At 71.5% G+C, this 24,750-nt stretch carries 19 protein-coding genes; 11 read left to right on the forward strand and 8 right to left on the reverse strand.

Translation table 11 applies throughout. The features are described from left to right. The first annotated feature begins 26 nt into the window (after window positions 1-26). The 5 genes from ACTWQA_RS10640 to fabF all read left to right on the forward strand — a co-directional run bounded on the left by ACTWQA_RS10640 (window position 27) and on the right by fabF (window position 4,788). Window positions 27-1,151 carry a PucR family transcriptional regulator gene (locus ACTWQA_RS10640; RefSeq protein ID WP_443159292.1) on the forward strand — a complete coding sequence of 375 codons (1,125 nt, stop codon included), beginning with the start codon at window positions 27-29 and terminating at the stop codon, window positions 1,149-1,151. 103 nt (window positions 1,152-1,254) lie between these two features. Then, window positions 1,255-2,163: an ACP S-malonyltransferase gene (locus ACTWQA_RS10645; RefSeq protein WP_443159081.1), complete on the forward strand. Its 909-nt coding sequence runs from the start codon at window positions 1,255-1,257 to the stop codon at window positions 2,161-2,163. Continuing rightward, window positions 2,160-3,116 carry a beta-ketoacyl-ACP synthase III gene (locus ACTWQA_RS10650; protein ID WP_443159082.1) on the forward strand — a complete coding sequence of 319 codons (957 nt, stop codon included), beginning with the start codon at window positions 2,160-2,162 and terminating at the stop codon, window positions 3,114-3,116. The genes ACTWQA_RS10645 and ACTWQA_RS10650 overlap by 4 nt, the downstream gene beginning before the upstream one ends. A gap of 76 nt (window positions 3,117-3,192) precedes the next feature. Continuing rightward, window positions 3,193-3,432 (forward strand): acyl carrier protein, encoded by a 240-nt coding sequence (locus tag ACTWQA_RS10655; protein WP_127935306.1) that lies wholly within the window; start codon window positions 3,193-3,195, stop codon window positions 3,430-3,432. Between the two features lie 123 nt (window positions 3,433-3,555). Further along, window positions 3,556-4,788, forward strand: coding sequence for a beta-ketoacyl-ACP synthase II (fabF, locus tag ACTWQA_RS10660; RefSeq protein WP_443159083.1), 1,233 nt, complete (start codon window positions 3,556-3,558; stop codon window positions 4,786-4,788). A gap of 423 nt (window positions 4,789-5,211) precedes the next feature. On the opposite strand, the gene ACTWQA_RS10665 is transcribed toward fabF, so the two are convergent. Beyond that, window positions 5,212-5,820, reverse strand: a complete 609-nt coding sequence (locus ACTWQA_RS10665) for a dihydrofolate reductase family protein (RefSeq protein WP_443159084.1) — start codon at window positions 5,818-5,820, stop codon at window positions 5,212-5,214. Window positions 5,821-6,134: 314 nt separating this feature from the next. Further along, window positions 6,135-6,629, reverse strand: coding sequence for a DUF3145 domain-containing protein (locus tag ACTWQA_RS10670; protein ID WP_443159085.1), 495 nt, complete (start codon window positions 6,627-6,629; stop codon window positions 6,135-6,137). A gap of 164 nt (window positions 6,630-6,793) precedes the next feature. Between ACTWQA_RS10670 and ACTWQA_RS10675 the strand changes: the two genes are divergently transcribed. From ACTWQA_RS10675 to ACTWQA_RS10690, 4 genes are all read left to right on the forward strand, one after another. Next, a complete protein-coding gene (locus ACTWQA_RS10675; protein WP_443159086.1) occupies window positions 6,794-7,807 on the forward strand; it encodes a S8 family peptidase in 1,014 nt (337 codons plus the stop codon). Between the two features lie 72 nt (window positions 7,808-7,879). Further along, window positions 7,880-8,410 carry an RNA polymerase sigma factor gene (locus ACTWQA_RS10680; RefSeq protein WP_443159087.1) on the forward strand — a complete coding sequence of 177 codons (531 nt, stop codon included), beginning with the start codon at window positions 7,880-7,882 and terminating at the stop codon, window positions 8,408-8,410. Then, window positions 8,407-8,862 carry a hypothetical protein gene (locus ACTWQA_RS10685; protein ID WP_443159088.1) on the forward strand — a complete coding sequence of 152 codons (456 nt, stop codon included), beginning with the start codon at window positions 8,407-8,409 and terminating at the stop codon, window positions 8,860-8,862. Before ACTWQA_RS10680 ends, ACTWQA_RS10685 begins: the two co-directional genes overlap by 4 nt. A 47-nt stretch (window positions 8,863-8,909) precedes the next feature. Further along, window positions 8,910-11,504 carry a CHAT domain-containing protein gene (locus tag ACTWQA_RS10690; protein ID WP_443159089.1) on the forward strand — a complete coding sequence of 865 codons (2,595 nt, stop codon included), beginning with the start codon at window positions 8,910-8,912 and terminating at the stop codon, window positions 11,502-11,504. Here the strand turns inward: ACTWQA_RS10690 and ACTWQA_RS10695 are convergent. The 4 genes from ACTWQA_RS10695 to ACTWQA_RS10710 all read right to left on the reverse strand — a co-directional run bounded on the left by ACTWQA_RS10695 (window position 11,444) and on the right by ACTWQA_RS10710 (window position 17,452). After that, window positions 11,444-12,304, reverse strand: coding sequence for a sulfurtransferase (locus ACTWQA_RS10695; RefSeq protein WP_443159090.1), 861 nt, complete (start codon window positions 12,302-12,304; stop codon window positions 11,444-11,446). The two genes, ACTWQA_RS10690 and ACTWQA_RS10695, sit on opposite strands and share 61 nt — an antisense overlap. Continuing rightward, window positions 12,301-13,485, reverse strand: a complete 1,185-nt coding sequence (locus ACTWQA_RS10700; RefSeq protein ID WP_443159091.1) for an alkaline phosphatase family protein — start codon at window positions 13,483-13,485, stop codon at window positions 12,301-12,303. The genes ACTWQA_RS10695 and ACTWQA_RS10700 overlap by 4 nt, the downstream gene beginning before the upstream one ends. 323 nt (window positions 13,486-13,808) lie before the next feature. Beyond that, window positions 13,809-14,399 carry a DUF5998 family protein gene (locus tag ACTWQA_RS10705; RefSeq protein ID WP_305922583.1) on the reverse strand — a complete coding sequence of 197 codons (591 nt, stop codon included), beginning with the start codon at window positions 14,397-14,399 and terminating at the stop codon, window positions 13,809-13,811. Between the two features lie 128 nt (window positions 14,400-14,527). After that, window positions 14,528-17,452: a bifunctional acetate--CoA ligase family protein/GNAT family N-acetyltransferase gene (locus ACTWQA_RS10710; protein WP_443159092.1), complete on the reverse strand. Its 2,925-nt coding sequence runs from the start codon at window positions 17,450-17,452 to the stop codon at window positions 14,528-14,530. Window positions 17,453-17,619: 167 nt separating this feature from the next. Here ACTWQA_RS10710 and ACTWQA_RS10715 point away from each other — a divergent pair, with 167 nt between their 5' ends. Continuing rightward, a complete protein-coding gene (locus ACTWQA_RS10715; RefSeq protein WP_443159093.1) occupies window positions 17,620-18,513 on the forward strand; it encodes a carbohydrate kinase family protein in 894 nt (297 codons plus the stop codon). Window positions 18,514-18,571: 58 nt separating this feature from the next. Here the strand turns inward: ACTWQA_RS10715 and ACTWQA_RS10720 are convergent, their stop codons facing one another. Both ACTWQA_RS10720 and ACTWQA_RS10725 read right to left on the reverse strand, forming a co-directional pair. Continuing rightward, window positions 18,572-20,689 (reverse strand): RecQ family ATP-dependent DNA helicase, encoded by a 2,118-nt coding sequence (locus ACTWQA_RS10720; RefSeq protein WP_443159094.1) that lies wholly within the window; start codon window positions 20,687-20,689, stop codon window positions 18,572-18,574. Between the two features lie 227 nt (window positions 20,690-20,916). Further along, window positions 20,917-21,741: a TauD/TfdA dioxygenase family protein gene (locus ACTWQA_RS10725; RefSeq protein ID WP_305922579.1), complete on the reverse strand. Its 825-nt coding sequence runs from the start codon at window positions 21,739-21,741 to the stop codon at window positions 20,917-20,919. Window positions 21,742-22,201: 460 nt separating this feature from the next. Between ACTWQA_RS10725 and ACTWQA_RS10730 the strand changes: the two genes are divergently transcribed. Beyond that, window positions 22,202-24,706, forward strand: coding sequence for a DNA gyrase/topoisomerase IV subunit A (locus ACTWQA_RS10730; protein ID WP_443159095.1), 2,505 nt, complete (start codon window positions 22,202-22,204; stop codon window positions 24,704-24,706). Window positions 24,707-24,750: the final 44 nt, after the last annotated feature.

Raw genomic sequence — 24,750 nt, forward strand, 5'->3', positions numbered from 1 at the left:
ACACCACGCGCAGGCTCGAGCGGGCCATGGGCTCGCTCGGCACCGCGGCGATGGCGCGCATGGACGACCAGTTGCCGTGGTTCCGCGCGCTCAGCGCCGAGGACCGGTCATGGGTGGGGCTCGTGGCCCAGGCCGGCATCGCGGCGTTCGTGGAGTGGTTCTCGACCGCCGGGGAGGACCCGCCCACGCCGAGCATCGAGTTCTTCGGCACCGCCCCGCGCGAGCTGAAGCGCTCGATCTCGCTCCAGCAGACCGTCGACATCGTCAGGGTCGTGGTCGAGATCGTCGAGGCCCGCACCCACGAGCTGGCCTCCCCCGGCGGCGAGGACCAGCTGCAGCAGGCCATGCTCCGCTACACCCGGGACGTCGCCTTCGCCGCCGCCCACGTCTACGCCCGCGAGGCCGAGGCCAGGGGCTCGTGGGACGCCCGGCTTGAGGCGCTGATCGTGGACGCCCTCGTGCGCGGCGAGGTGGACGACGGGCTGCACTCGTGGGCCGCCGCGCTCGGCTGGACCTCCTCCCCCGTGGTCGTCATCGCCGGCCACGCCCCCGAAGACGACCCCCGCGCAGTGATCGACGGCCTGCGGGAGAAGGGCCGGCGCATCGGCATGGACCTGCTGGCCGGCGTGCAGGCCGACCGGCTGATCGTGATCGTCGGCGGCGCGCAGAGCGTTGACGACGCTGCCAAACAGGTCGTGGCCCGCTTCGGCATCGGGCCCATCGTGATCGGCCCCGAGGTCCCCGACCTGCACGCGGCCGCCAGGTCGGCCAGGGCCGCGCTGGCCGGGCTGAAGGCGTCCTCCGGGTGGCCGGACGCGCCCCGCCCGGTGCACGCCGAGGACCTCCTGGCCGAGCGGGCGCTCGACGGCGACGACGACGCCAGGCAGCAGCTCATCGAGCACGTCTACCTGCCGCTCGCCGGCACTCCGCTGCTCGACACGCTGGCGACGTACCTGGAGCAGGGCACCTCGCTGGAGGCGACGGCACGGCTGCTGTTCGTCCACCCCAACACCGTCCGCTACCGGCTCAAGAAGATCACCGAGCTCACCGGATACCAGCCGACGGAAGGCCGATCCGCCTTCACGCTCCAGGTCGGCCTGATTCTGGGCAGGCTCGCGGAGAGCGCCGTAACTTGGCGGGCCCTAACGTAATGGCGCCGAAATCCCCACTGTAGGCTTCCTACAAATCGCCGTGGACAAAGTTCGTACGGATCTCTATCCGCGTGTCGGAGTTCTACAGGGCAAGGTGGATTTCGTGCTTGTAGTCGTCGCTCCGGGCCAAGGTGCCCAAACCCCAGGCTTCCTGACCCCGTGGCTCGAGCTGCCCGGTCTCGCTGATCGGCTCGGCGCCTGGTCCGAGGTCGCCGGGATCGACCTGATCGCCTACGGGACCACCGCCGACGCCGACGAGATCCGCGACACCGCCGTCGCCCAGCCGCTGCTCGTGGCCGCCGCCCTGGCCTCCGCCGAGGCGCTCGGCCCTGCCCTCGATGGGGCCCCCGACGTGCTCGCGGGCCACAGCGTGGGCGAGTTCGCCGCGGCCGCGCTGGCCGGGGTGCTCACCCCGGAGCAGGCGCTCATCCTCGTACGCGAGCGCGCCCAGGCCATGGCCAAGGCTGCTGCCATCACCGCGACCGGCATGACCGCCGTGCTCGGCGGCGTGGAGGACGAGGTGCTCGCCGCCATCGAGCGGCACGGGCTGACGCCCGCCAACATCAATGGCGCCGGCCAGATCGTGGCCGGCGGCACGACGGAGCAGCTGGCCGCGTTCAAGGACGACGCGCCGGCCCGCGCCCGGCTCATCCCGCTGTCAGTGGCGGGCGCGTTCCACACGCACCACATGGCACCGGCCGTGGAGAGCCTGCGCGAGGCCGCCAGGGCCATCGTGCCCGGCGACCCGCGGGTCACGCTGCTGTCCAACTCCGACGGCAAGCCCGTCGCCACCGGCGCCGAGTTCGTGGAGCGGCTGGTCAAGCAGGTCAGCAGCCCCGTCAGGTGGGACGCCTGCGCGGAGACCATGGCCACGCTCGGGGTCACCACGATGATCGAGCTACTACCCGGCGGCACGCTGACCGGCCTTGCCAGGCGTGGCCTGCGCGGCGTGCAGACCGTGGCGCTGAAGACTCCAGACGACCTCGACGCGGCCAGGGAGCTGATCAAATGAGGATCCCCGACATCGCCCCCGGCGGCAGGGTGCTGGCGCTCGGCCACTACCAGCCGGCCAACGTCGTCACCAACGACGACCTGGCCAAGACCATAGACACCAACGACGAGTGGATCCAGTCGCGCGTCGGCATCAAGGAGCGCAGGGTCGCTCCCGAGAGCGAGTCGCTCGAGGACATGGCCACTATCGCCGGCGGCAAGGCGCTGGCCGCGAGCGGCCTGTCGCCCGAGGACATCGACCTGGTCATCGTCGCCACCTGCACGCTCGAGTCGCAGATCCCCAACGCCTCCGCCATCGTGGCGCACCGCCTCGGCATCAAGTCGCCGGGCGCGTTCGACGTCAACGCCGCCTGCGCCGGCTTCTGCTACGCGCTCGGCACCGCCGACGCCGCCGTGCGCGCGGGCTCGGCCAAGCACGTGCTGGTCATCGGCGCGGAGAAGCTGTCGCAGTGGGTCGACTGGACCGACCGGGCCACCGCCGTGATCTTCGCCGACGGCGCCGGAGCCGCGGTGGTGGGCCCCTCCGACACACCCGGCATCGGGCCCGTCGTCTGGGGCAGCGCCGGCGACAAGGCCGAGGCCATCCGCATCGACGACCGCACGACGTTCCTGCACCAGGAGGGGCAGACCGTCTTCCGCTGGGCCACCACCGCGCTCTATCCGGTGGCACTGGAAGCCTGCTCCCGAGCGGGGGTGGACCCGGCCGAGCTGGCGGCGTTCATCCCCCACCAGGCCAACCTGCGCATCATCGAGGCCATCGCCCGCAAGCTGGGCGCCGACAAGGCCGTCGTGGCGCGTGACATCGTCACCGCCGGTAACACCTCCGCCGCGTCCATCCCACTCGCGCTGTCGCGCATGCTGGAGCGCGGCGAGGTCCGCTCGGGCGGCCTCGCGCTCATGCTCGGTTTCGGCGCGGGGCTCACCTACGCGGGCCAAGTGATCGAGATTCCGTAGGATCTCGCCCGTACCACTCACAGGCTTGTGCGGCGCGGCCGCACAGAACCCAGGAAACCAAAGGAGAACCAATAACATGGCAGCCAGCGAGCAGGAGATCCTCGAAGGCCTCGGCAAGATCATCAACGAGATCACCGGCATTCCGGCCTCCGACGTGACGCCCGAGAAGAGCTTCGTGGACGACCTCGACATCGACTCCCTGTCCATGGTCGAGATCGCCGTGGCCGCCCAGGACGAGTTCGGCGTCGAGATTCCCGACGACCAGCTCAAGAACCTGAAGACGGTCAAGGACGTCCTCACCTTCATCCAGGCCTAGCGGATGGAGAAACCTGCTGAATGGACTGCCGCTGTGGCCTCGACCAGGCACGACAGTGGGCAGTCCGATGAGCAGGTTTCCTGTCCGGAGGACCTCCCAACTGACTAGCAAGGAGCGCGAAACGTGAGTGCGAACCGGGTACGTGTCGTCGTCACCGGGCTTGGAGCGACGACGCCCGTCGGTGGAGACGTCACCTCGACCTGGACGGCGCTCCTCGCCGGTCAGTCGGGTGTCGAGACGCTCACCGCGGACTGGATCGACACCGTCCCCGTGAAGTTCGCGGGGACGGCCGCGGTGGACCCGGCAGAGGTGCTGCCGCGGCCCGAGGCCCGCAGGCTCGACCGCAGCGAGCAGTTCGCGATGGTCGCCTCCAGGGAGGCCTGGCAGGACGCCGGCGCCCCCGAAGTGGCGCCCGAGCGGCTCGGCGTGGTGGTCTCCAGCGGCATCGGCGGCATCAACACCACACTGGCCGCCTACGACACCTACCGGGAGCGCGGCTGGAACCGGCTGTCGCCCTTCACGGTGCCGATGCTCATGCCCAACGGCCCGGCCGCCTGGATCGGCCTCGACCGGGGCGCCCAGGCAGGCGTGCACGCCACCGTGTCGGCCTGCGCGTCCGGGGCCGAGGCCATCGGCTACGCCATGGACATGATCAGGGCAGGGCGCGCCGACGTGGTGGTCGCAGGCGGCACCGAGGCGGCGATCCACGGGCTCAACCTGGCGGCCTTCGCGGCCGCGCGGGCCATGTCCACCCGCAACGACGACCCTGCGGGCGCGTCCCGGCCGTGGGACCGCGACCGTGACGGGTTCGTGCTCGGCGAGGGCGCCGGGATCGTCGTGCTGGAGTCGGAGGAGCACGCCAAGGCGCGCGGCGCCCGGATCTACGCCTACTGCGCCGGCGTGGGCTACTCCGCCGACGCCCACCACATCACCCAGCCGGAGCCCGAGGGCCGGGGCATCATCATGGCGATGACCCACGCGCTCAACGACGCGGGCATCACCGGCCTCGACGTCAAGCACGTCAACGCACACGCCACCTCGACCCCCGCGGGCGACGTCGGCGAGGTCCAGGCGATGGCCAAGGCCATCGGCACCCACCCGCTGGTGACCTCCACCAAGTCCATGACCGGGCACCTGCTCGGCGGCGCCGGCGGCATCGAGTCCGTCTTCACGATCAAGGCGCTGCAGGAGCGGATCGTCCCCGCCACCATCAACCTCGACAACATCGACGACGGCATCGAGGTGGACCTCGTCTACGGCGAGAACCGCACGCTGCCGCAAGGCGATATCGCCGCGGTCAACAACTCGTTCGGATTCGGCGGGCACAACGTGTCCGTCGTGTTCAAGGGAGCCTAAATGAACGTGCTCGGCAACCGGGGGTGACGCGCGGCTCCGATCAGGAGCCTGCCGATCCCCGCGATCCAGCCGTCCGCCTGGCCGCGATGGGCCGCCTCGAAGGCGCGCCGGCCATCGTCCAAGGCGGCGGGCAGTGAGGGTTGCGAGCACAGCGTCCACGCAGATGACGTGGTCGTCCCTGAACGGGTGCCGGTCATCAGGATCCGGCACTCCGGCGGTGCGCGACTCGCCGAAGGCGTCGAGTCGCCGCACGCCGACGTCAAGGCGCGCCAGGTCGCTGAGCCGCCTCGGCGGCCGGACGGTCGGTGTGATCGCCGGCAAACCGATGCGGCTCGGCGGCTGCCTCGACGCCACGTCCGCCGAGAAAGCCGCCCGCTTCGTACGTATGTGTGACGCATTCGGCGTGCCTTTGGTTGTCAGGCCTCAGGCGACGGACCCGTACGCGGGCTTGCCCGCCCACTCGTACGTGACGTACACGACGCCGGCGTCGGTGGTGGACGACCCGGTGAGCCTCAGGCCGGCCGGCGTGGTGCCCTCGGCGAAGAGCCGCTTTCCTTGGCCGAGGACGACGGGGAAGACCAGCAGGTGGTACTCGTCGACCAGCTCGGCCTGCTGCAGCGTCCGGAGCAGGTCACTGCTGCCCTGGACGAGGATCACGCCGTCGGTGCGCTGTTTGAGGTCGGCGACCGTCTGGGCGGCCTCTCCCACCAGGACCTCGGTGTTGCGCCACTCGGCCGTCATCGGCGACCGCGTGGTGACGTACTTTCGCATGTTGTTGATCTGGGCGCCGCCCTCCTCGTCCGGCACGTTGGGCCAGTGCGAGGCGAGGATGTCGTACGACTTGCGGCCCAGGAGCATGGCGTCCGCGCGGTCCAGCAGGGAACCCATGATGCGGCCGAACCCCTCGTCCAGGTGCGGGGGCAACCAGCCTTCGTGCGGGAAACCGTTGGACGGGTCCTCTCCGGGCCCGCCGGGAGCCTGCATGATCCCGTCCAGCGTCACGAACGTTCCGACCACGAGCTTGCTGGCCATCTGTCGATCCTTCTCTCGAGGTGAGGGTGCTCTTCTTTCTGCGCCTTCAGCCTCGCAACACCCCGTTACGGAATCCTTAATGCTTTCCTACGGAGCAACGAGCAGGGTCCGCGGGCGGCAGCGTCGCGTGACCAACGAGGACCCGTCGGGAGTGCGACCATAGACACGAGCAACGAGCAGGGTCCGCGGGCGGCAGCATCGCGTGACCAACGAGGACCCGTCGGGAGTGCGACCATAGACACGAGCAACGAGCAGGGTCCGCGGGCGGCAGCATCGCGTGACCAACGAGGGCCCGTCGGGAGTGCGACCATAGGTCAGACGGCGGCGTGCAGCCAGCGGACCGGGGCGCCGTCGCCGGCGTACCTGAACGGCTCAAGCTCCTCGTCCCACGGGCGCCCGAGCATCTTGTCGATCTCCTCCTCCAGCACGCACCGCCCCTGGCCCGCCATCATCATGGCCGCGCGGAGCCGGTCCTCGGGGATCATGATGTCGCCGGAGACGCCGATGACCGCGGTGAAGGCGCCGAGCGTCGGCGTGTAGGCATGCCGGGAGCCGTCCACCCCGGGTGAGGCGTCCTCCGTGATCTCGAACCTGAGGCGCTGCCAACCCATCAGCGAGGAGGCGATGGCCGCCGCGATGCCCGCACGGCCCTCCCACTCCGCCTGCGCGCGCACGACATTGGGCGCGGCGGGTTGCGGAGTCCACGTCAGATCTACGGGCACGCCAAGGACACCCGCGACTGCCCATTCGATGTGAGGGCACAGCGCGGGCTGAGCCGAGTGGACGTAAAGGACGCCACGAGCAGACACCGGACCTCCCGTTTCGGTACGAGGTGCGCCTTCCCCAACGGCCTCGTCCTGGGATGATCACAAGTGACTAGGGAGAGACTACCGTCGGTCGCTACTCGATACCAGAGGGGGGCCATACCAAGTTGGTGCGTGACACCTGATACAGGCGGGATACATACCCGGCCATGGAAATGCAATCTGTCGGCGAGGCCTTCATCCGGCCAGGTCAGCTGCTCATCGACCGCAGTGCCCTGTCCGCGGCGGCCCGCTGGACCCAGGCCGTCTCCGAGGCGGACGGGGTCTGCGTCGTCCACCTGGCGCCCGGCGTCGATCCCTGCGAGCTCACGGCCGAGCTGCGCGGGCAGGGGCTCAGAGCGTCGCCGAACCATGTCCTCCGCGGCCAGCCGCTGTTCTTCGGCGGTCCGGCGTCCAGGCCGTTCCCCGCCCCGCCCATCTCGTACAAACCGGGCAGGACCCGGTCGGAGGTGGCGGTGGGCCTGCTCGACACCGGCATCGCCAAGCACCCGTGGTGGTCGGGCACCGACTGGTACGGCCAGGTCGGCCCCGAGGAGGCAGACGCGTCCGAGGGTCAGCAGGCCGGGCACGGGACGTTCCTCGCCGGCCTGCTGACGCGCAGCGCGCCCGGCGCGGCCCTGCGGGTGGGGCGGGTGCTGGACGGCGACGGCATCGGCGACGAGGCGTCCATCGTGCGCGCGCTCCACCGCCTGCGGGAGCGCCCCCCTCAGGTGCTCAACCTGTCCTTCGGTGGCCACACCTTCGACGACCGCCCGCCGCCGCTGCTGGCCGACGCCATCGCCGGGCTGACCGACACCGTGACGGTGGCCTGCGCCGGCAACACCGCCTCCGATCGGCCGTTCTGGCCGGGCGCACTGCCCGCCGTGGTCGGCGTGGCGGCGCTGGACGCCGCGCAGGCCGGCCGGGCCCCCTACTCCGGTTACGGCACGTGGGTGGACGCCTGCGCCCGGGGCGACTGGCTGACCAGCAGCTATCTCGACACGGAGGACTTCGGCGGCTTCGCGGCGTGGAGCGGCACGTCGTTCGCCACCGCCCTGGTGGCCGGGACCATCGCGGACGCGGCCAGGAACGAACCGGCGAAGGAGGTGGTCCGCCGGCTTCTCGACGGCGAGGGCACCCGGCAAATTCCGGATCTGGGAGTGCTCATCCCGTCGAGTCTGTAGAGTTTACGCTCAGTTCCCAGTCGATCACGGATAGGCATCATCGCCTCTCCGTGCCGGGTGAGAGGAGGCCGCGTGCAGCGCGATCCGGCGGAGCTCGTCCACGCCGCGGCCGAGGGCGACCGGTCGGCGTGGGAGGAGCTCGAGTCCAGGTTCGGGCCGCTCATGTGGGCCGTGGCCCGCGCGTGCGGCCTGAGCCCGGCCGATGCGGCGGACGTGGTCCAGGGCTCCTGGCTGCGCCTGCTCCAGCACCTGGACGGCATCAAGGACCCGGCGGGGGTGGGCGGGTGGCTCGCGACCACCGTGCGCCGCGAGGCACTGCTGCTCCTACGCAAGGACCGCCCGCGGGTCCTCTCCCCCGAGGTCGTCGAAGACCCCGACCCGGCCACCGCCGTTCTGGAGACCGACGGCAGGCAGCTGCTCTGGAAGTCGGTCTCCGCCCTGCACGAGCCCTGCCGCACGCTGCTCCAGCTGGTCGCGATCGATCTCGGGACCCGGCAGACGGCGATGCGGCTCGGACTGCCCATGGGCAGCGTCGGCCCGACCAGGGCCCGCTGCCTGGAGAGACTGCGCACTTTGATCTCGGCACAGGAGACGGCGCGATGATCAACGACGAATACTTTCTGGCCGCACTCCGGCTCGCCGCCGGCAACGACCCCATCCCGAGCCATGTGTCGGCCGCCGCGCGGGACGTCTACGGGCTTCGGGTTCCCCAGGCGCGGACCGCCGGCCCGGTCGAGTGCGCAGGGGTCCGCAGGAGCTCGGGCACACGCGACGACGACGGCTCGCACGTGATGCGCTTCGTCACGGGCGGCCTCACCTTCGATCTGGAGATGACGGTGGGCGACGGGCTCATCGACGTCGCCGGGCAGGTCCTCCCCCACCCGGGCGAGGGCACCCTCGTCGATGTGAAGACCCCGCACCTCACGTTGACCACGCGCATCACCCACAACGGCCAGTTCGCCGCCACCGGCCTGCCTCCCGGCTGGGTCAGCGTGGTGTGCCACCGGCCCGGCCACGTGCCCGTGCAGACCATGTGGGTGCGCATCCGGCCCTGACCGCCCCCGTGACCGGGACTCCCGGCCGTTTCGATCAAGGCCCGCCCATGAGGGACACCTCGGAGGATCTCGACCCGCTCGTCGCGGCGGCCGAGGCCGCCATGCTGCGTTCACTGGTCGATCCCGGTCACGCCATGCACGCGGGCGGCGTCGTGCTCGCGGCGGCGCGCCGTACCGGATCTTCCGACGCCGCGGCGATCGCGCTCAGGGCGATGGCGCTGGCCGCCCGCGAGCTGGGCGATCTCGAGGGCGCCGAGCGGCACCTCCGGCAGGCCATCGCCACCCCGGGAGCCTCGCGGGAGCGGGTGGCGCAGGCCCGGCTGTCACTCGTCACCGTGCGCACCGAGCGCGGCCATCCTGTCCAGGCCCTGCGCGTGGCCGCCCTGGCGTGGGCCTACCTGTCCCCGCTCGACCGTGCCAAGCTCGACACCCAGCGCGCGGTCGCGCTGGCCCACCTCGGCCGGCTGCAGGAGGCCGTCGCCGCGTGCGACCGCGCGCTGCGAGCCCTGGCGGGCGCGCCCGGCACCCTCGACAACCGCAGGTTCCTGGCGGGCGGCCTGCTCAACCGCGGCCTCGTCCATTCCTACCGGGGTGACTGGGATGCCGCCATGCGCGATCTCACCGCCTGCCTCCAGATCTCCCAGCATGCCGGGCTGCGTCACCTGGCCCGCCTGTCCGCCGCCAACCTGCCGTTCCTCGCGGTACGGCGGGGCGACATCGCCGAGGCGTTCCACCACTACCGGGAGGCCGAGGACACGCTCTTCGGCTATCCCGAGCGGCTGGCCACCATGCGGGCCGACTTCGCCGGCGCCCTGCTGGCCGCCCACTTGCCCGGCGAGGCCAGGGCCATGCTGAACCTCGCCGTGCCCGATCTGGAGACCTGCGGGGCCCGGGCGGCGCTGGCCGAGGCGCGGCTGAAGCTCGCCCAGGTGGAGCTGCTGATCGGCGACCCGCACCGAGCGCGAGCGGTGGCCGAGCAGGCGGCGGGCGAGCTGGCCGCGCAGGGCCGCACCTCGTGGCTGCCACTGGCCAGGGAGGTCGTGCTGCGCTCGCGCCTGGCACTCGAACCCGTCACGCCCGCCTTGGTCGCCGAGCTGATCGCGGGCGCGGACAAGCTGGAGGACGGAGGCGCCCACCTGGCGGGGGCGGCGGCGTTGCGGCTGGTGGCGGCCGAGGCGGCACTCTCCGTCGACGATCATCCGACGGCCTCCGCGCAGCTGGCCCGCCTCACCCGGCACGCCGAGCTCCCCGGGCGCGGCGAGCGGTGGGCGCCCGCGGGCGCCCGGCTGACCTCGCTCGCGTCGGAGCCGCTGGCCAGGCAGCTGGCGCGGGCGTCGCAGATCCCGGTCCCCGTACGCCAGCACGCGCTCGCGATGGAGGCGGCGCTGCAGGAGGACATCCCTGGAGCCTTCCTGGCCGTCCGCGACGGGCTGGCCGAGGTGAGCGTGCAGGTGGAGACGTTCGCCGACCCGTCGCTGCGGGCGCACGTCGCCAGGGCCGGGGAGCGGCTTGCGGCGTTCGGGCTGGGGCTGGCGGTACGCGCCGGCGGGCCGTGCGACGTGTTCGAATGGGCCGAGCGGTGGCGGGCCGTCACGGCACCCGCCCATGCCTGTGCGCTGGCGGATACTGAACGGGTGCGGGGCGAGCTGGGGCGGCGGGCTCTGGTGGAGTTCGTGGTGGACGGGGACTCGCTGCTGGCGGTGATGATCGCCGGGGAGCGGGTGGTGCTGCGGCGGCTGGGGGCCGTGCGGGTGGTCGAGGAGGCGATCGTACGGCTGCGTTACGCCGTCCGGAGGCGGTCGGAGGCGCGAGAGCGGCCGGATCTGCGGCGCGACACGGATCTCCAGATCGTGGCCGGGGAGCTCGAGCAGCTCGTGTTCCGGCCGCTGGCGGCCGACCTGGGCGACGCGCCGCTGGTGGTGGTGCCGGTGGGCGCACTGCACACGCTTCCGTGGGGGGCGCTGCCGTTCCTGCGCGGGCGCCCCGTGAGCGTGGCGGCCAGCGCGGCCTCCTGGGTGCGGGCACGGGAAGGCGCTCGCGGGGCCGGGCCTCCCTCGGTGGCCGCGGCGGCCGGGCCGGCGCTGGCTCACGCGCAGGCCGAGGTGGCGCACGTGCTGGCCTGCCATCCGGGCGGGCGCGAGGTGCCGGGGCGCATCGAGCCGGTGCTGAACGCGCTGGCGGTCGCGGATGTGCTGCATCTGGCGGCGCACGGGGTGTTCCACGCCCGTAGTCCGCTGGTGTCCGGGATCACGCTGGAGGACGGGTCGCTCATGGCGTACGACCTGCTGAACGTGACGCGATCGCCGGAGCTCGTGGTGCTTTCCGCCTGCAATTCGGGCATGTCGCGAACGCCGATGGAGGGGGCTCCGCTGGGGCTGCCGGGGACATTCCTGGCCAAGGGGTCGTCGTGCGTGATCGCGGGCATGGTGCCGGTGCAGGACGAGGCGGCGCGGGCGGTGATGAGCATGTTCCACGAGCTCGTCGCGGCCGGGCAGCCGCCGGACGCGGCACTGGCGCACGCCTCGGCCAAGACCGGGGTATACGAGTTCACCTGCTTCGGAGCCGGCGACCGCCCGCTGTATCAGCCGGTGGCGACAGGTCTCGAAGGATCGGCGACCCAGTTGGACCAGGAGCCCACGTAGAGCGCGGCGGGCAGGCCCGCCACCTCCAGCGCGAGCACCTCGTGGGCGGCCGTCACCCCGGAGCCGCAGTAGGCCCCCGCCCGGACCCCCTCACCCACGCCCAGCTCCGCGAACCTGGCCCGAAGCACGGCGGCGGCGAGGAATCTGCCGTCGGGCCCGACGTTCTCCATGGTGGGCGCGCTGACGGCCCCGGGAACATGCCCGGCCACCGGATCGACCGGCTCCACTTCGCCCCTATACCGTTCCGCCGCCCTGGCGTCGAGCAGCACGCCCTCGGCGGCCACGTCGGCCGCCTCGCCGGCGCTCAGCACCGGCATGCCACCCGGCCGCGCCGTGAAGTCGCCCTCCTTCACCGCCGGCGCCTCCTTCGTGATCGGCAAGCCGGCCGCGCTCCACGCGGACAACCCGCCGTCCAGCACGCGGACGTCCTCGTGGCCGAAATACCGCAGCGCCCACCATGCCCTGGCGGCGACGGTGGAGCCGACGTCGTCATAGACCACTACCGGCCGATCCTCGCGCACCCCGAGGCGGCGCATCGCGCTCTGGAACGCGTCCGGCGCAGGCAGCGGGTGACGTCCGCCCGCGCCGGGAGGGGCCGCCAGATCGGTGTCGAGGTCGCAGTAGACGGCGCCCGGGATGTGGCCTTCCCGGTAGAGCTCAATCCCGGGCGGGCCGCCCAGCCGCCAGCGAACGTCCAACAGCGCCACGTCGCCGAGCGCCGCGAGCCCGTCCGGGCTGATCAGCGGACTCGGCGGCGAGCCGGTCGGGCTCGTGGGCGGATTGGTCGGCGAGCTCGTCACGTGCGTACCTCCAACAGCGGGATGTTCTGCTCGGCCGACGTCATCGAACCGTGGTAGCCGGTGAAGAGGGCCTCGATCGGGTTCGCGCTCGGCGCGATGATGGCCAGGCCCGTGTAGGGGACGGCCACGACGTCGCCGATGCGCTCCAGCCACGCCTCGCGCACCCGCGGCCCGAACCAGCCGGACTCGACCGCCTCCTGCCTGGACACTACCCATGCCTTGCCCTGGAAGACCTCGCGCCACGCCTCCAGCACGTGCGGCGCGGCGCCGGGCTCGGCGTAGATGTGCCTGGCCCTGGCCTCGCCGCCGATCAGCGCCACGCCTTCGGCCAGTTCTGGCGTGGTCTCCGCGTCGACCTTCTCGGTGGCGTTGACCATGCCGTGGTCGGCCGTGATGTAGAGGGCCGAGCCGGGTGGCAGTCCTTCGGCCAGCCGCTGGGCCATGTCGTCCACGATGGCGAGCTGCCGCAGCCATTCCTCGCTGCCCCAGCCTGCCAGGTGCCCGGCGGAGTCCAGATCGCCGTAGTAGACCGTGACGTGCGCGGGCCGCTCGCGCATCGCCTGGTGCGTCCGGGCGACGCGCTCGTCCACGGTGTCGGCCGCCACGTAGCGCACGCCCCGGTAGACGGCCCTGGTGAGGCCGGTGCCCTCGAACTCGGCGGGGGCGACGTAGGCGGGCTCGATGCCGGCCCGGGCGGCCCGCTGGTAGACGGTCGGAGCGGGCTGCCACTGCTCGGGGTCCATCGTGAGGCCGTCGGGCATCGTCCACCGCAGGCAGTTGAACAGATGTCCGGTGCCCGGCACGGCCAGCGTCAAGCCCAGCATGCCGTGCTCGCCCGGCGGCAGGCCGGTGCCCAGTGAGCAGAGGCTGGTCACGGTGGTGGCGGGGAATCCGGCCGTGAGCGTCCTGCTCTTCAGCCCGGACAGGAACGGCGCCGCCTCGGCGTGCGCCCGCAACAGCTCCGCTCCCAGGCCGTCCACCAGGAACAGGCAGACCCGCTCAGCGGGCGCCAGGACGAGGGGCGAATTCAGCGTGCCGGGCGTGCCGGGCTCGTTCGGCGTGGTCGGAGCGCTGGGAACGGGCTCAGGAACGCTCGGGTCGCCGTCGTGCACTCCCAGCGCGACCAGCAGCGCACCAGGCAGATCCGCCAGCGACGCGCCACCATACCCTGGCACCAGCATGCCCCTCATCTTAGGCATCTGTCCGTCTTCATGAGATTGTCCGTCTTCATGAGGATCGCGGGCCTCTCCCTTTGCGCCGGGGATCTCGCCCGCCTTTTTTACGGCCGGCCAGGTTACCCGCACTCGCCGTCGCTGGTTTCCGTCTGTCATGGCCGGTCGTGAAGGCTCACAGGGTGCTCGCCGTGACGAGCGCATGCTTGACCTGCGTCTTCGCTGACATCTTGGCCATCGTCTTCGTGCCCGCCCGCTGACGGGCGTGGTGGAGCAGGCGTACGCGCCCGGCCGGAACGCGTCCGGCGCCGGAGGAGGGCGGGGTTCCGGGGTCAGGCGGCGGCGCGGGCGGTGGCCTCGGAGAGGGACTTGGCGAAGGACAGGACGTGCGTGACCGCTTCCGGGCCGTCGGCCGCCTCACTGACCCTGAGGGACAGGTCATCGGCGGTGATCGCCCCCGTGTAACCGTGGTCGGCCTCGCAGTTTTCGTCGCCGCACGTGGCCGGCTCCAGGTCCACGTGGGAGATCGCACCCCAGCCGATGGTCAGCGTGACTTCCGTGGGCGGCACGCCCGGGACGTAGGAGGCGGGGTCGGGCACGACGCGGGTGACGGCGACCGATTGGATGCGGCTCAGGCGCACGGCCTCCGTGGTCGTGGAGGCGTGGGACGTCGAGACGCCCTCCACCGCGGGGTGTTCGTCGGTGTGGCAGACCAGCAGCCGTGTCGTGGTCAGCACCAGCACGGTGACGTGCCTGCGCACCTCCATCGCAGGATCGAACGTGGCCTCATGGTGGACCACGAACGCGGTCACGGCTTCCTTGCCCAGCGCGGATTCGACCGCATCGGTGACGAGGTCGGGATAGTAGCCGCTGCGCTCGATCGCTTCACGCAGGCCCGCGGCTGAGACTCGGGTTTCCCTCATGGGTCCATCCTGCCAGGGCCGGGCAGTACACTCACCCGCCGGATATAACGCTCTATAACGTCTTTAGATTGGTAACAAAGGCCACTTCGGAGCACTGGCCTCACTTTGCCTTCACCTCCGGGGCGCGGTCATGACAGGCGGCGCGGGCCGCCGTCCAGGCGCGGGCCCGCCGGTGTGCGGAGGGTGGCGCGGGCGCCGAGGATCATGGCGTCGGACTCCCCTACGAGCACCTGGTCCAGGTCCAGGCGGGCCACCTCGGGCAGGTCGTTGGCCAGGCGGCCGACGCGTACGAGCAGCTCCTCCAGGGCGTCGACCGCCACCGGCGGGTAGCCGTATTCGCCGAAGAGCAGCGGCGTGGCGCGTACGGAGCGCACCAGCGCGGCGGCGTCCTCCCTCGTCAGCGGCGCGAGGCGGAACCCCTGGTCGAGGAGGAGCCGTGCGGTCACCTCACCGAGCCCGAACGACACCACCGGGCCGAACGCCGGATCCTCGATGACGCCCACCACGGTGGGCACGGCCGGTTGCGGCGCCATGCGCTGGACGGCCAGCCGCACCTTCTCGCCCAGTTGGTCGGCGAACTCGGCGTACGCGTGGCGCACCATCTCCGGGCCCGCCAACCCCAGGCGCACGGTGCCCGCGCGGCGCGAGGCGCCCGGGTCGGCGACCTTCAAGACCACGGGCCATCCGAGGCGCTCCGCAGCGGCCACGGCCTCGTCGGGCGAGCGCACCACCTCTGCCGGCCATACGGTGAGGCCGTAGCAGGACAGCAGCTCCGTTGCGTCGATCTCGACCGGCGGTCCCGGCTCCGCGAAGACCACCGGCCGCGGGCGCACAGCGGCGGCCCGGTGCACCCTCGCCGGCGCTGGCGCCGGGTCGGCAGCAGCCGTCTCACCAGTCCCGCCGGCCCCTGTGGCCGCGCCCGCCGACGCCCCGCCGGCCTCTTCCGGAGACGCCCCGCCGGCCCCTTCCGGCGACGCGCTCGCGGGACCGGAGGCTGCGCCCGACGCCGGCTGACCAGCCGCCTTGTCCGTTGGGGCGGTGCCCGAGGCGGGCGTCGCCTGGGCGGGCGCCGGAGTGTCCGGATCCGCTGGAGCGGTCGTCAGGAGGGTGTGGACCAGGGAGCGGGCGCGGTCGGTGTCGATGTCGTCGAGCTCCGGCGGCGGCATCGCCGGTTGCGCGCGCCACGTGGCGTACCGCACCACGTGGGCCAGCGCCCGGACCGCCTCCTCGGGGGCCGCGTAGGAGGGGATGGATCCCCGCCCGGGCGTGGCCTGTGTACCGGCAGGGCCTTCCAGCCGCAGCGCCGGATGCATGCCCAGATGGCCGCGGAACGTCGTCAGCACCGGCTTGGGGACGTCCTTCGACACCCGTACCAGCTCGGCCGCCACCGCCTCGGTGTCACCGGCAAGGGGCGGCATGTAGATCACGACGGCGGCGTCCACGTCGGGCGAGGCGAGCTCGCCGGCGAGCGCCGTACCGAACTCCGAGGCTCCCGCGGCCGGCCCCAGGTTGACCGGCGGCCGGGGTCCGAGCCCGGCGGCGCGGCAGACGTCGGCGGCGAGCAGCCCGAGCGCGTCGGAGTTGGTCACGAGCGCGACCCTGGGCCCGGCGGGCAGCGGCTGGTAGGCCAGCAACTGCCCCACGTCGAACAGCTGGATGAGGTCGTCCACCCTGATCAGCCCGGCCTGTGCGAACAGGGAGCTGATCGCGGAGTCCGGCAGCCCGAGCTCCTCCGCCGAGTGCCCCGACGGGGTGCCGCCGCTCTTGACCACCACGATGGGCTTGCTCCGCGCGATGCGCCTGGCCAGCCGGGTGAACTTGCGCGGGTTACCCAGCGATTCGAGGTAAAGCAGGATCACCTCGGTGGCGTCGTCCTCCTCCCAGTACTGCAGGAGGTCGTTGCCCGACACATCGGCCCGGTTGCCGGCGGAGACGAACGACGAGATGCCCATGCCGCGCTGCGCCACCCGCTGCAGCAACGCGGTGCCGAGCGCGCCCGACTGGCTGAAGAAGCCGACCTTGCCCCGCCCCGGCACGGTGGCGGCCAGCGTGGCGTTGAGCCGGACGGTGGGGTCGGTGTTGGCGATGCCGAGACAGTTGGGGCCGACCACGCGAAGGCCGTAGGAACGCGCGATGCGGGCCAGCTCGTCCTGCCTGGCCCGGCCGGGCGCGCCCGTCTCGCCGAAGCCGGAGGAGACCACGACCAGCCCGTGCACGCCTTTCTCCGCACACTCCTTGACCACGTCGAGCACGCCCTCGGCGGGCACGGCGACCACGGCCAGGTCGACGTCGCCGTCGATGGCGGTGACGCTCGGGTAGGCCCGCACGCCCGCCACCGCGCGCACCTCCCGGTGCACCGGGTAGACGGGACCGGTGAAGTCGGCGGCCAGCAGGTTGCGCAGGACGGTCTGGCCGACCCCGCCGGGCTCGCGGGAGGCGCCGATGACCGCGACCGAGCCGGGGGTCAGCAGCCTGGCGATCGACCTGGACTCGGCCCGGTGCTCCCGGGCCGCCGTCACCTCGGCCGAGGTCTCGGTGGGGGTGAGGTCGAGCGTCATGCGGACGACGCCGTCGGCGAACTGGCTCTGGGCGGTGTAGCCGGCCTGGCGCAGCAGGCCCATCATGCGCATGTTGGCGGGCAGGACATCGGCGATGAAACGCTCGATGCCGTGCTCGCGGGCGGTGGCGGCCAGGTGCTCCAGGAGCACGGAGGCCACTCCCCTGCCCTGGTGGGCGTCCTCGACGAGAAAGGCCACCTCGGCCTCGCCCGGCCCGGTGCGGTCGTAGCGGATCACGGCGACCATCTCGGTGCCGATGGTGGCGATCAGGGCGACCCTGTGGAGATAGTCGACATTGGTGAACCGCTCGACGTCGCGGTCGGACAACCGCGGCCGCGGCCCGAAGAACCGGAAATAGATCGACTCGTCTGACAGTCGCGAGTAAAAGGCACGGAGGCGGTCCGCGTCGGCGGGCTTGATCGGGCGTACGTGCGCCGTGCCGCCGTCGGCTAGGACGACGTCGGCCTCCCAATGAGCCGGATATTGTGCCTCCACGGTCTCGAGCGTAAACCCGCATCCCACATGCCAAGACCCGGGGCCCAGTTGGGCAACGCTTGTGCATCGACTCCAGCTTGGTGTGATGGGTCCGCCCCACGAGCAGCCCGGAAGCTGTTAGTTTTGCCGTGGCCAGGGTGGACTGAAGGCAGCAAGGTGGTGACATCATGACGCGGGTCGTCGTGGTGGGCGATCTCATGACCGACGCGGTCGCGCGCGCCCGTTATGCGCTCGCCAGGGCGAGCGACACCCCGGCGATCGTGACGATGCACGGTGGCGGCTCAGGTGCGAACATCGCCTCGTGGCTCGCCGTCGAGGGTGCGGAAGTGGCCTTCATCGGCCGCAGAGGCGCCGACATCACCGGGCGAAACCGCGACATGGAGCTGATGGGCTACGGCGTGGACGCGCGGCTCGTCATGGATCCCGAGCGGCCCACCGGCACCTGCGTGGTGCTGGTCACGCACAAGGGCGAGCGCACCATGCTCTCCGACCCCGGCGCCAACGCCGCGCTGTCACCGGAGGACCTGCCGCGCGACCTGTTCACCTCGGGCTCGCACCTGCACCTTTCGGGCTACACGCTGATCAACGAGGGCTCGCGCGACGCCGGTCTCGCGGCGCTCGACATGGCCAGGCGCGGCGGGATGTCGATCTCGGTGGACTGCGCCTCGTCCGCGCCGCTCGAGCGTACCGGGGCCGAGCCGTTCCTGGAGTGGACCAACGGCGCCAAGCTGCTGTTCGCCAATGCCGACCAGGCGAAGGTGCTGACCGGCCGCGACGACCCGGAGGCCGCGGCCAAGGTGCTGACGGCGTGGTTCCCACAGGTCGTGATCAAGCAGAACGCCGAGGGCGCGCTGTGGTTCAGCAACGGCCGCCCCGAGCCGGTCCACGTGGCCGCCGAGCCGGTCGACAAGATCGTGGATGGCACGGGGGCGGGCGACGCGTTCTCCGCCGGCTTCCTGCCGCCGTGGCTGGAGGGCAAGCCGCCGGCCGAAGCGCTGGCCTCGGGATGCCGGCTGGCGGCCAAGGCGATCATGCATTTGGGCGCTCGTCCGCCCTTCTAGACATTTGGCCGCACGTCCGCCCTCTAGGACAAGACGCCGGGCGTGTTGAACGCCGGCGTCAGCTGACAGTCGCCAGGGCCAGCGGCAGCACGGCCGGAGCGCCGGCGTGGCGGACGAGGGCGGTGGCCAGCGTCATCGTCCACCCGGTGTCGACCCGGTCGTCCACGAGCAGGACGGGCCCGCCGCACTGGGCGATCTGGACGCCGAGGTCCTTGGGCATGGCCAGGGTGCCTCTGACCGCCTGAACCCGCTTGGCGCTGTTGAACTGCTGTCCGGGCGAGCCGGCCCGATAGCCCAGCTCCCCGAGGTATGTCAGCCGCCCGACCTGTGCCAGCCGCTCGGCGAACGAGCGAACGAGCTTCGGCCGCGTCGCGGACGGAACGCTGACCACGGCCACCGGCCGCTCACGCCAGTCCCAGGCGGACAGCACCCGTACGACGGCCGCGAACATGTCGTCGGCCATCGGCCCGTCGTCGGCGTTGAACAGCTCCCGCAGCCGGTTGCCCCACCCGATGTCGGTCAGCCGCCCGAGCGCCCGGCCCGGCTCCGCGCCCAGCTCCGGCTTGATCCGCCCGGACAGGTCGGCCAGGCCGGTCGGCCACTGTTTGCGGGCCTCGATCTCGACACCAGGCCTGCTCAACCGCTCGCGGGCGGTTTCCACGGCCTGCGCGGCGATCTCCGGCGAGCGGTGCCTGCCCGTGCAGTTGTCGCAGCGGCCGCAGGGCCGGGCGGACTCGTCGTCGAGGTGCCTGCGCAGGTAGTGCTCCCTGCACTCGGTCGTGGTCAGGTAGCCGAGCATGGCCTCCTGCTCGGCTCTGCGCTCGGCGGCGATGCGGGTGTAACGCTCGGTGTCGTACGCCCACGGCTCCCCGGTGGCCTCCCAGCCGCCCTTGACCCGCCGGACGGCGCCGTCCACGTCGAGGACCTTGAGCATCATCTCCAGACGGCTGCGGCTCAGATCGACGGCGGTCTCGAGCGCCGGGGTGGACATGACGCCGCCGCGTTCTTCGAGGGTCTGGAGCGTGGCGCGGACGACGGGCTCGGGCGGGAACGCCAGCGAGGCGAAATAGGCCCAGATGTCGCGGTCCTCGACACCGGGCAGCAGGATCACCTCGGCCCGCTCCACCCCGCGTCCGGCCCGGCCGACCTGCTGGTAGTAGGCGACCGGCGACTGCGGCGCCCCCACGTGCACGACGAATCCCAGGTCGGGCTTGTCGAAGCCCATCCCGAGCGCGCTCGTGGCCACCAACGCCTTGATCTTGTTGCTGAGCAGCGCTTCCTCGGCCGCCAGCCGCTCGGCCGGGTCGGTCTGACCGGAGTAGGCGGCCACCTCGTGCCCCTGCTCGCGCAGGTAGCCCGCGATCTCGTGGGCGGCGGCCACGGTCAGCGTGTAGACGATGCCGGAGCCGGGCAGCTCACGCAGCGTCTGGGCCAGCCACGCCAGCCGTTGCTCGGCCGTGGGCAGGCGTACGACGGATAGATGCAGGCTCTCGCGCTCCAGCGGCCCGCGCAGCACGAGCGTGTCGTCCCCGTCGGGCCGCAGCTCCGCGGGGAGGCGCATCTGCTCGGCCACGTCGCGGGTGACGCGGGCGTTGGCGGTGGCGGTGGTGGCCAGGACGGGGATGCCGGGCGGCAGGTCCTCGAACAGCCGCGCCAGCCTGCGGTAGTCGGGCCTGAAGTCGTGCCCCCAGTCGGAGATGCAGTGCGCCTCGTCGACCACCACGAGCCCGGCGCTCTCGGCCAGCTCGGGCAGCACGTTGTCGCGGAAGTCGGGGTTGTTGAGCCGCTCGGGGCTGACCAGCAGCACGTCCACCATGCCGTCGGCGACCTGGCCGTAGATCTCCTCCCACGCCTCCGGGTTGGCGGAGTTGATCGTGACGGCCCGGATGCCGGCCCGCTCGGCGGCGGCGATCTGGTTGCGCATCAGCGCCAGCAGCGGCGAGACGATGACCGTGGGGCCCTCACCCAGCTCCCGCAGGAGCGCGGTGGCCACGAAGTAGACGGCCGACTTGCCCCAGCCGGTGCGCTGCACGACCAGCACCCTGCGCCGGTCGAGGACGAGGGCCTCGATGGCCGCCCACTGGTCGTCGCGGAGCCTCGCGTGCGCTCCGGCCAGCGCTTGAAGGCGTTCCTCGGCCTCTTGCCGCAGCATCCCGGCATCGGGGGCGTCAATCATGCACCCTTGTTACCACCTTTCCCGCCGTGGTTCGCGCTCCTCCTGGTCAAACCCCATCCTGTACGGCTGCGCCGGCTGGGCTCCACCCGCCGCACGGGGCCGGGCCCCGTCCAGGGAAACGCTCCTCCGGTTCACCGAGCCAGGCGCCGATACGTGCGCCTCGTGGGCCGGCCGCGTGGTGAATCGCGAGCCGGCACAACGGGCAGGGCGGACGTGCGGAACTGCACTCAGGACGGATCCCCGTGCTCCGGGAAGGCGTTGATCGTGACCCGGTGCATACGGCGGCGCTCGGTGTAGTCGGCCACCGCGTAGTGCTGGGTCGGCCGGTTGTCCCAGAAGGCCAGGGTGCCGGGCCGCCACCGCAGGCGGCACTGGTACTCCGGCGAGCGGATGTGATCGATCAGGAACGGCAGCAGCGCCTCGTTCTCCCGGTCCGACAGGCCGACCAGGCGGGTCGTCGAGGACCGGTTCACGAACAGGGCCTTCCTGCCCGTCTCCGCGTGCACGCGCACCACCGGCCGCTCGATCGGCGGCCACTTGGCCTGGATCTCGGCCAGGTCGAACGGATGCCCCTTGGCGATCGCCTTCTTCATCGACATCGTGATGTCGTGCACGGCCGTCAGCTCGTCACACAGCCGCTGCAGCGACGGGGACAACGTTTCGTACGCCAGGTAGGTGTTCGCCCAGCACGTGTCACCGCCCACGCTGGGGAGCTGGACGCAGCGCAACAGCGAGCCCATGGGCGGCGTGGGCTCGAAGGTGTTGTCGCTGTGCCACTCGTCGCCCCCCTCGCCCTTGGGTGAGGTCTGGTCGAGCACATGGATGGGGCTGGCGGAGTCCTTCTTGAAGGCCGGGTGGTTGAGCGTGCCGAAGTTCAGGGCGAACTGCAGGTGCTGCTCGTCGTCGATGTGCTGGTCGCGGAAGAACAGCACGAGGTGCTTGAGCCAGCCCTCCCGCAGAGTCGCGACCTCCTCCTGCGACAGCGGCTTGCGCAGATCGACCCCGGTGACCTCGGCGCCGATGTGCTTGGTCACGGGATGAAACTCGATCATGACGCCTCCGGGAACGCGGAATCCTCGTCGGCAAAGTAACACCAAGCAATTGCTTGGTCAACCAAAAACCCGCTATCGAACAAGTCTGCGATAAGTGGCCGGCATCGAGTACCATCGTGGTTCGGGCACGATGTTCGCCGTCATACCTTTCCCGGCTTCCCTGCCGGGTGGATGACCAGCTCAGTCATCGGCGAGGAGGCGTCTTCCATGACTGGATATGCCACAGGGGACCCAGCTCGTGCCATCATCTCCAAAGGCGAACACACCGGAACCCCTACTGGTCGCGTGACCGCACGCGCCTCTGGCCGCCATCACCTCGCGACCGGGACGGGTGACGTCGACGCCTCACACGCCGATCTGACGCTTCTCCAGCGAGCTGACGGCTACGGTTACAGCACGAGAGCAGAAGGAGGATGCGCTTCCCCTCGGCGCGACGGCCGAGGCAGCCGCGCAGCACAAGATGGCCCGACGTACGACTGCACCCCCGCCTGAGGACTTCGAGGAGCGGATCGTCGACATCGACGTCTCCTCCGAAATGCGCACGAGCTTTCTCGAGTACGCCTACTCGGTGATCTACCAGCGGGCCCTGCCCGACGCGCGTGACGGCCTCAAGCCCGTGCAGCGGCGCATCCTCTACTCCATGAGCGAGATGGGCCTGCGCCCCGACCGCGGGCACGTCAAGTCCTCGCGCGTCGTCGGCGACGTCATGGGCAAGCTGCACCCGCACGGCGACTCCGCCATCTACGACGCGCTGGTGCGGCTGGCGCAGCCGTTCTCCATGCGGCTGCCGCTGGTGGACGGCCACGGCAACTTCGGCTCACCCGACGATCTGCCCGCCGCCATGCGATACACCGAGGCCAGGCTGGCCCCGGCCGCCATGCTCCTGGTGGAGTCGCTCGACGAGGAGACCGTCGACTTCAAGCCCAACTACGACGGGCAGGAGACCGAGCCCGGCGTCATGCCGTCGGCGTTCCCCAACCTGCTGGTCAACGGCACGAGCGGCATCGCGGTCGGCATGGCGACCAACATGGCGCCGCACAACCTCACCGAGGTCGTGGCGGCCGCCCGGCATCTGATCAAGAAGCCGGACGCGACGCTGGACGAGCTGATGAAGTTCGTGCCCGGTCCCGACCTGCCGACCGGCGGCTCGATCATCGGGCTGCAGGGGGTGCGGGACGCGTACGAGACCGGGCGTGGCACGTTCCGGATGCGGGCCAAGTGCACCGTCGAGCAGATCACCCCGCGCCGCAAGGGCATCATCGTCACCGAGCTGCCCTACAACGTCGGCCCCGAGCGCGTGGTCACCAAGATCAAGGAGCTGGTCACCTCCAAGAAGCTCCAGGGCATCGCCGACCTGAAGGACCTCACCGACCGGCACAAGGGCCTGCAGCTGGTAATCGAGATCAAGAACGGCTTCATCCCCGAGGCCGTCCTGGAGGAGCTCTACCGGCTGACGCCGATGGAGGAGACGTTCGGCATCAACAACGTCGCCTTGGTGGACGGCGAGCCGCGCACGCTGGGCCTGCGCGAGCTGCTCCAGGTCTACGTCGACCACCGGCTCGAGGTGGTGCGCCGCAGGTCGGAATACCGGCGCCGCAAGCGCGAAGAACGCCTGCACCTGGTCGACGGCCTGATCATCGCGCTGCTCAACATCGACGAGGTCATCCAGGTCATCCGTGCCTCCGATGACTCGGCGCAGGCGCGCACGCGGTTGATGGACGTGTTCGACCTGACCGAGATCCAGGCCGCCTACATCCTCGACACGCCGCTGCGCCGCCTGACCCGCTACGACAAGCTGGAGCTGGACCGGGAGAAGGAGACGCTGAGCGACGAGATCGCCAAGCTGACCGAGATCCTGTCCTCGGAGGCCAAGATGCGCCAGGTCGTCTCGGGCGAGCTGGCCGACGTGGCCAAGAAATACGGCACGCCGCGCCGCACGGTCCTGCTGGAGGCCCCCGGCGTGGCCCGGACCCCCGTCGTCTCGCTCCAGGTGGCCGACGACCCGTGCCTGGCGCTGCTGTCGTCGACCGGCCTGCTGGCCCGCACCTCCGACGCGACGCCGCTGCCGGGGGAGGGCGAACGTTCGGCCCATGACGTGCTGGTCTCGGCGGTACGCACCTCGGTGCGGGGCGAGGTCGGCGTGGTGACGTCGCTGGGCCGGCTGATCCGGGTCCAGGTCGTGGACCTGCCGACTCTGCCGTCCACGGCCAACCCGCCGTCGCTGTCCGGCGGTCACCCGGTCTCCGAATACGTCTCACTGCAGCCCGACGAACAGGTCATCGGGCTGGGCTCGCTGGATCCCGACGGGCCTGGGCTGGCCGTGGGCACGGCGCAGGGCGTGATCAAGCGGGTGGTGCCCGACTACCCTGCCAACCGCGACGACTTCGAAGTGATCACCTTGAAGGACGGCGACCGCGTGGTGGGCGCGGTCGAGCTGGTGTCCGAGTCGCACGACCTGGTGTTCATCGCCTCCAACGCCCAGTTGCTGCGGTTCCCGGCCTCGCTGGTGCGACCGCAGGGGCGGCCGGCGGGCGGCATGGCGGGGATCCGGCTGGAGGACGGGGCCAGGGTGATCTGGTTCGGCGTGGTCGATCCTGAGCTGCCCGCGCACGTGGTCACGATCGCCGGGTCATCGACGGCCCTGCCCGGGACGCAGGTGGGCGGTGGCAAGGTGTCCGACTACGCCGAGTTCCCCGCCAAGGGGCGGGCCACCGGTGGGGTGCGGGCACAGCGGTTCTTGAAGGGCGAGGACGAGTTGCTGCTGGCGTGGGCAGGGGCTGCGCCGGCCAAGGCGGTGTCCGCGGTCGGCAAGCCGGTGCCGTTGCCGGAGGAGATCGGGCGGCGGGACGGCTCAGGCGTCCGCCTGACACACACCATCGGCGCCATCGGCGGCGCCCTCGGCTCCGGCCCGGAAGCCCTCACGCCCGCCGTCGAGTCCTCGGCCTCGCCGCCCGAAGACGAGTAGCCGCACCCCCCGACGCCCCCGGCAAGCCCCGGGGGCGTCGGAGT

It is taken from the genome of Nonomuraea sp. 10N515B, assembly GCF_052245915.1.
Classification (GTDB): Bacteria; Actinomycetota; Actinomycetes; order Streptosporangiales; family Streptosporangiaceae; genus Nonomuraea.

Excerpts from the sequence above, each read along its gene's own strand:
- ACTWQA_RS10640 (WP_443159292.1), top strand. The coding sequence starts at position 27 with ATGGGCTCGCTCGGCACCGCGGCGATGGCGCGCATGGACGACCAGTTG.
- ACTWQA_RS10650 (WP_443159082.1), top strand. The coding sequence starts at position 2,160 with ATGAGGATCCCCGACATCGCCCCCGGCGGCAGGGTGCTGGCGCTCGGC.
- ACTWQA_RS10655 (WP_127935306.1), top strand. The coding sequence starts at position 3,193 with ATGGCAGCCAGCGAGCAGGAGATCCTCGAAGGCCTCGGCAAGATCATC.
- ACTWQA_RS10665 (WP_443159084.1), bottom strand. The coding sequence starts at position 5,820 with ATGGCCAGCAAGCTCGTGGTCGGAACGTTCGTGACGCTGGACGGGATC.
- ACTWQA_RS10675 (WP_443159086.1), top strand. The coding sequence starts at position 6,794 with ATGGAAATGCAATCTGTCGGCGAGGCCTTCATCCGGCCAGGTCAGCTG.
- ACTWQA_RS10685 (WP_443159088.1), top strand. The coding sequence starts at position 8,407 with ATGATCAACGACGAATACTTTCTGGCCGCACTCCGGCTCGCCGCCGGC.
- ACTWQA_RS10690 (WP_443159089.1), top strand. The coding sequence starts at position 8,910 with ATGAGGGACACCTCGGAGGATCTCGACCCGCTCGTCGCGGCGGCCGAG.
- ACTWQA_RS10700 (WP_443159091.1), bottom strand. The coding sequence starts at position 13,485 with ATGCTGGTGCCAGGGTATGGTGGCGCGTCGCTGGCGGATCTGCCTGGT.
- ACTWQA_RS10705 (WP_305922583.1), bottom strand. The coding sequence starts at position 14,399 with ATGAGGGAAACCCGAGTCTCAGCCGCGGGCCTGCGTGAAGCGATCGAG.
- ACTWQA_RS10715 (WP_443159093.1), top strand. The coding sequence starts at position 17,620 with ATGACGCGGGTCGTCGTGGTGGGCGATCTCATGACCGACGCGGTCGCG.
- ACTWQA_RS10720 (WP_443159094.1), bottom strand. The coding sequence starts at position 20,689 with ATGATTGACGCCCCCGATGCCGGGATGCTGCGGCAAGAGGCCGAGGAA.
- ACTWQA_RS10725 (WP_305922579.1), bottom strand. The coding sequence starts at position 21,741 with ATGATCGAGTTTCATCCCGTGACCAAGCACATCGGCGCCGAGGTCACC.
- ACTWQA_RS10730 (WP_443159095.1), top strand. The coding sequence starts at position 22,202 with ATGGCCCGACGTACGACTGCACCCCCGCCTGAGGACTTCGAGGAGCGG.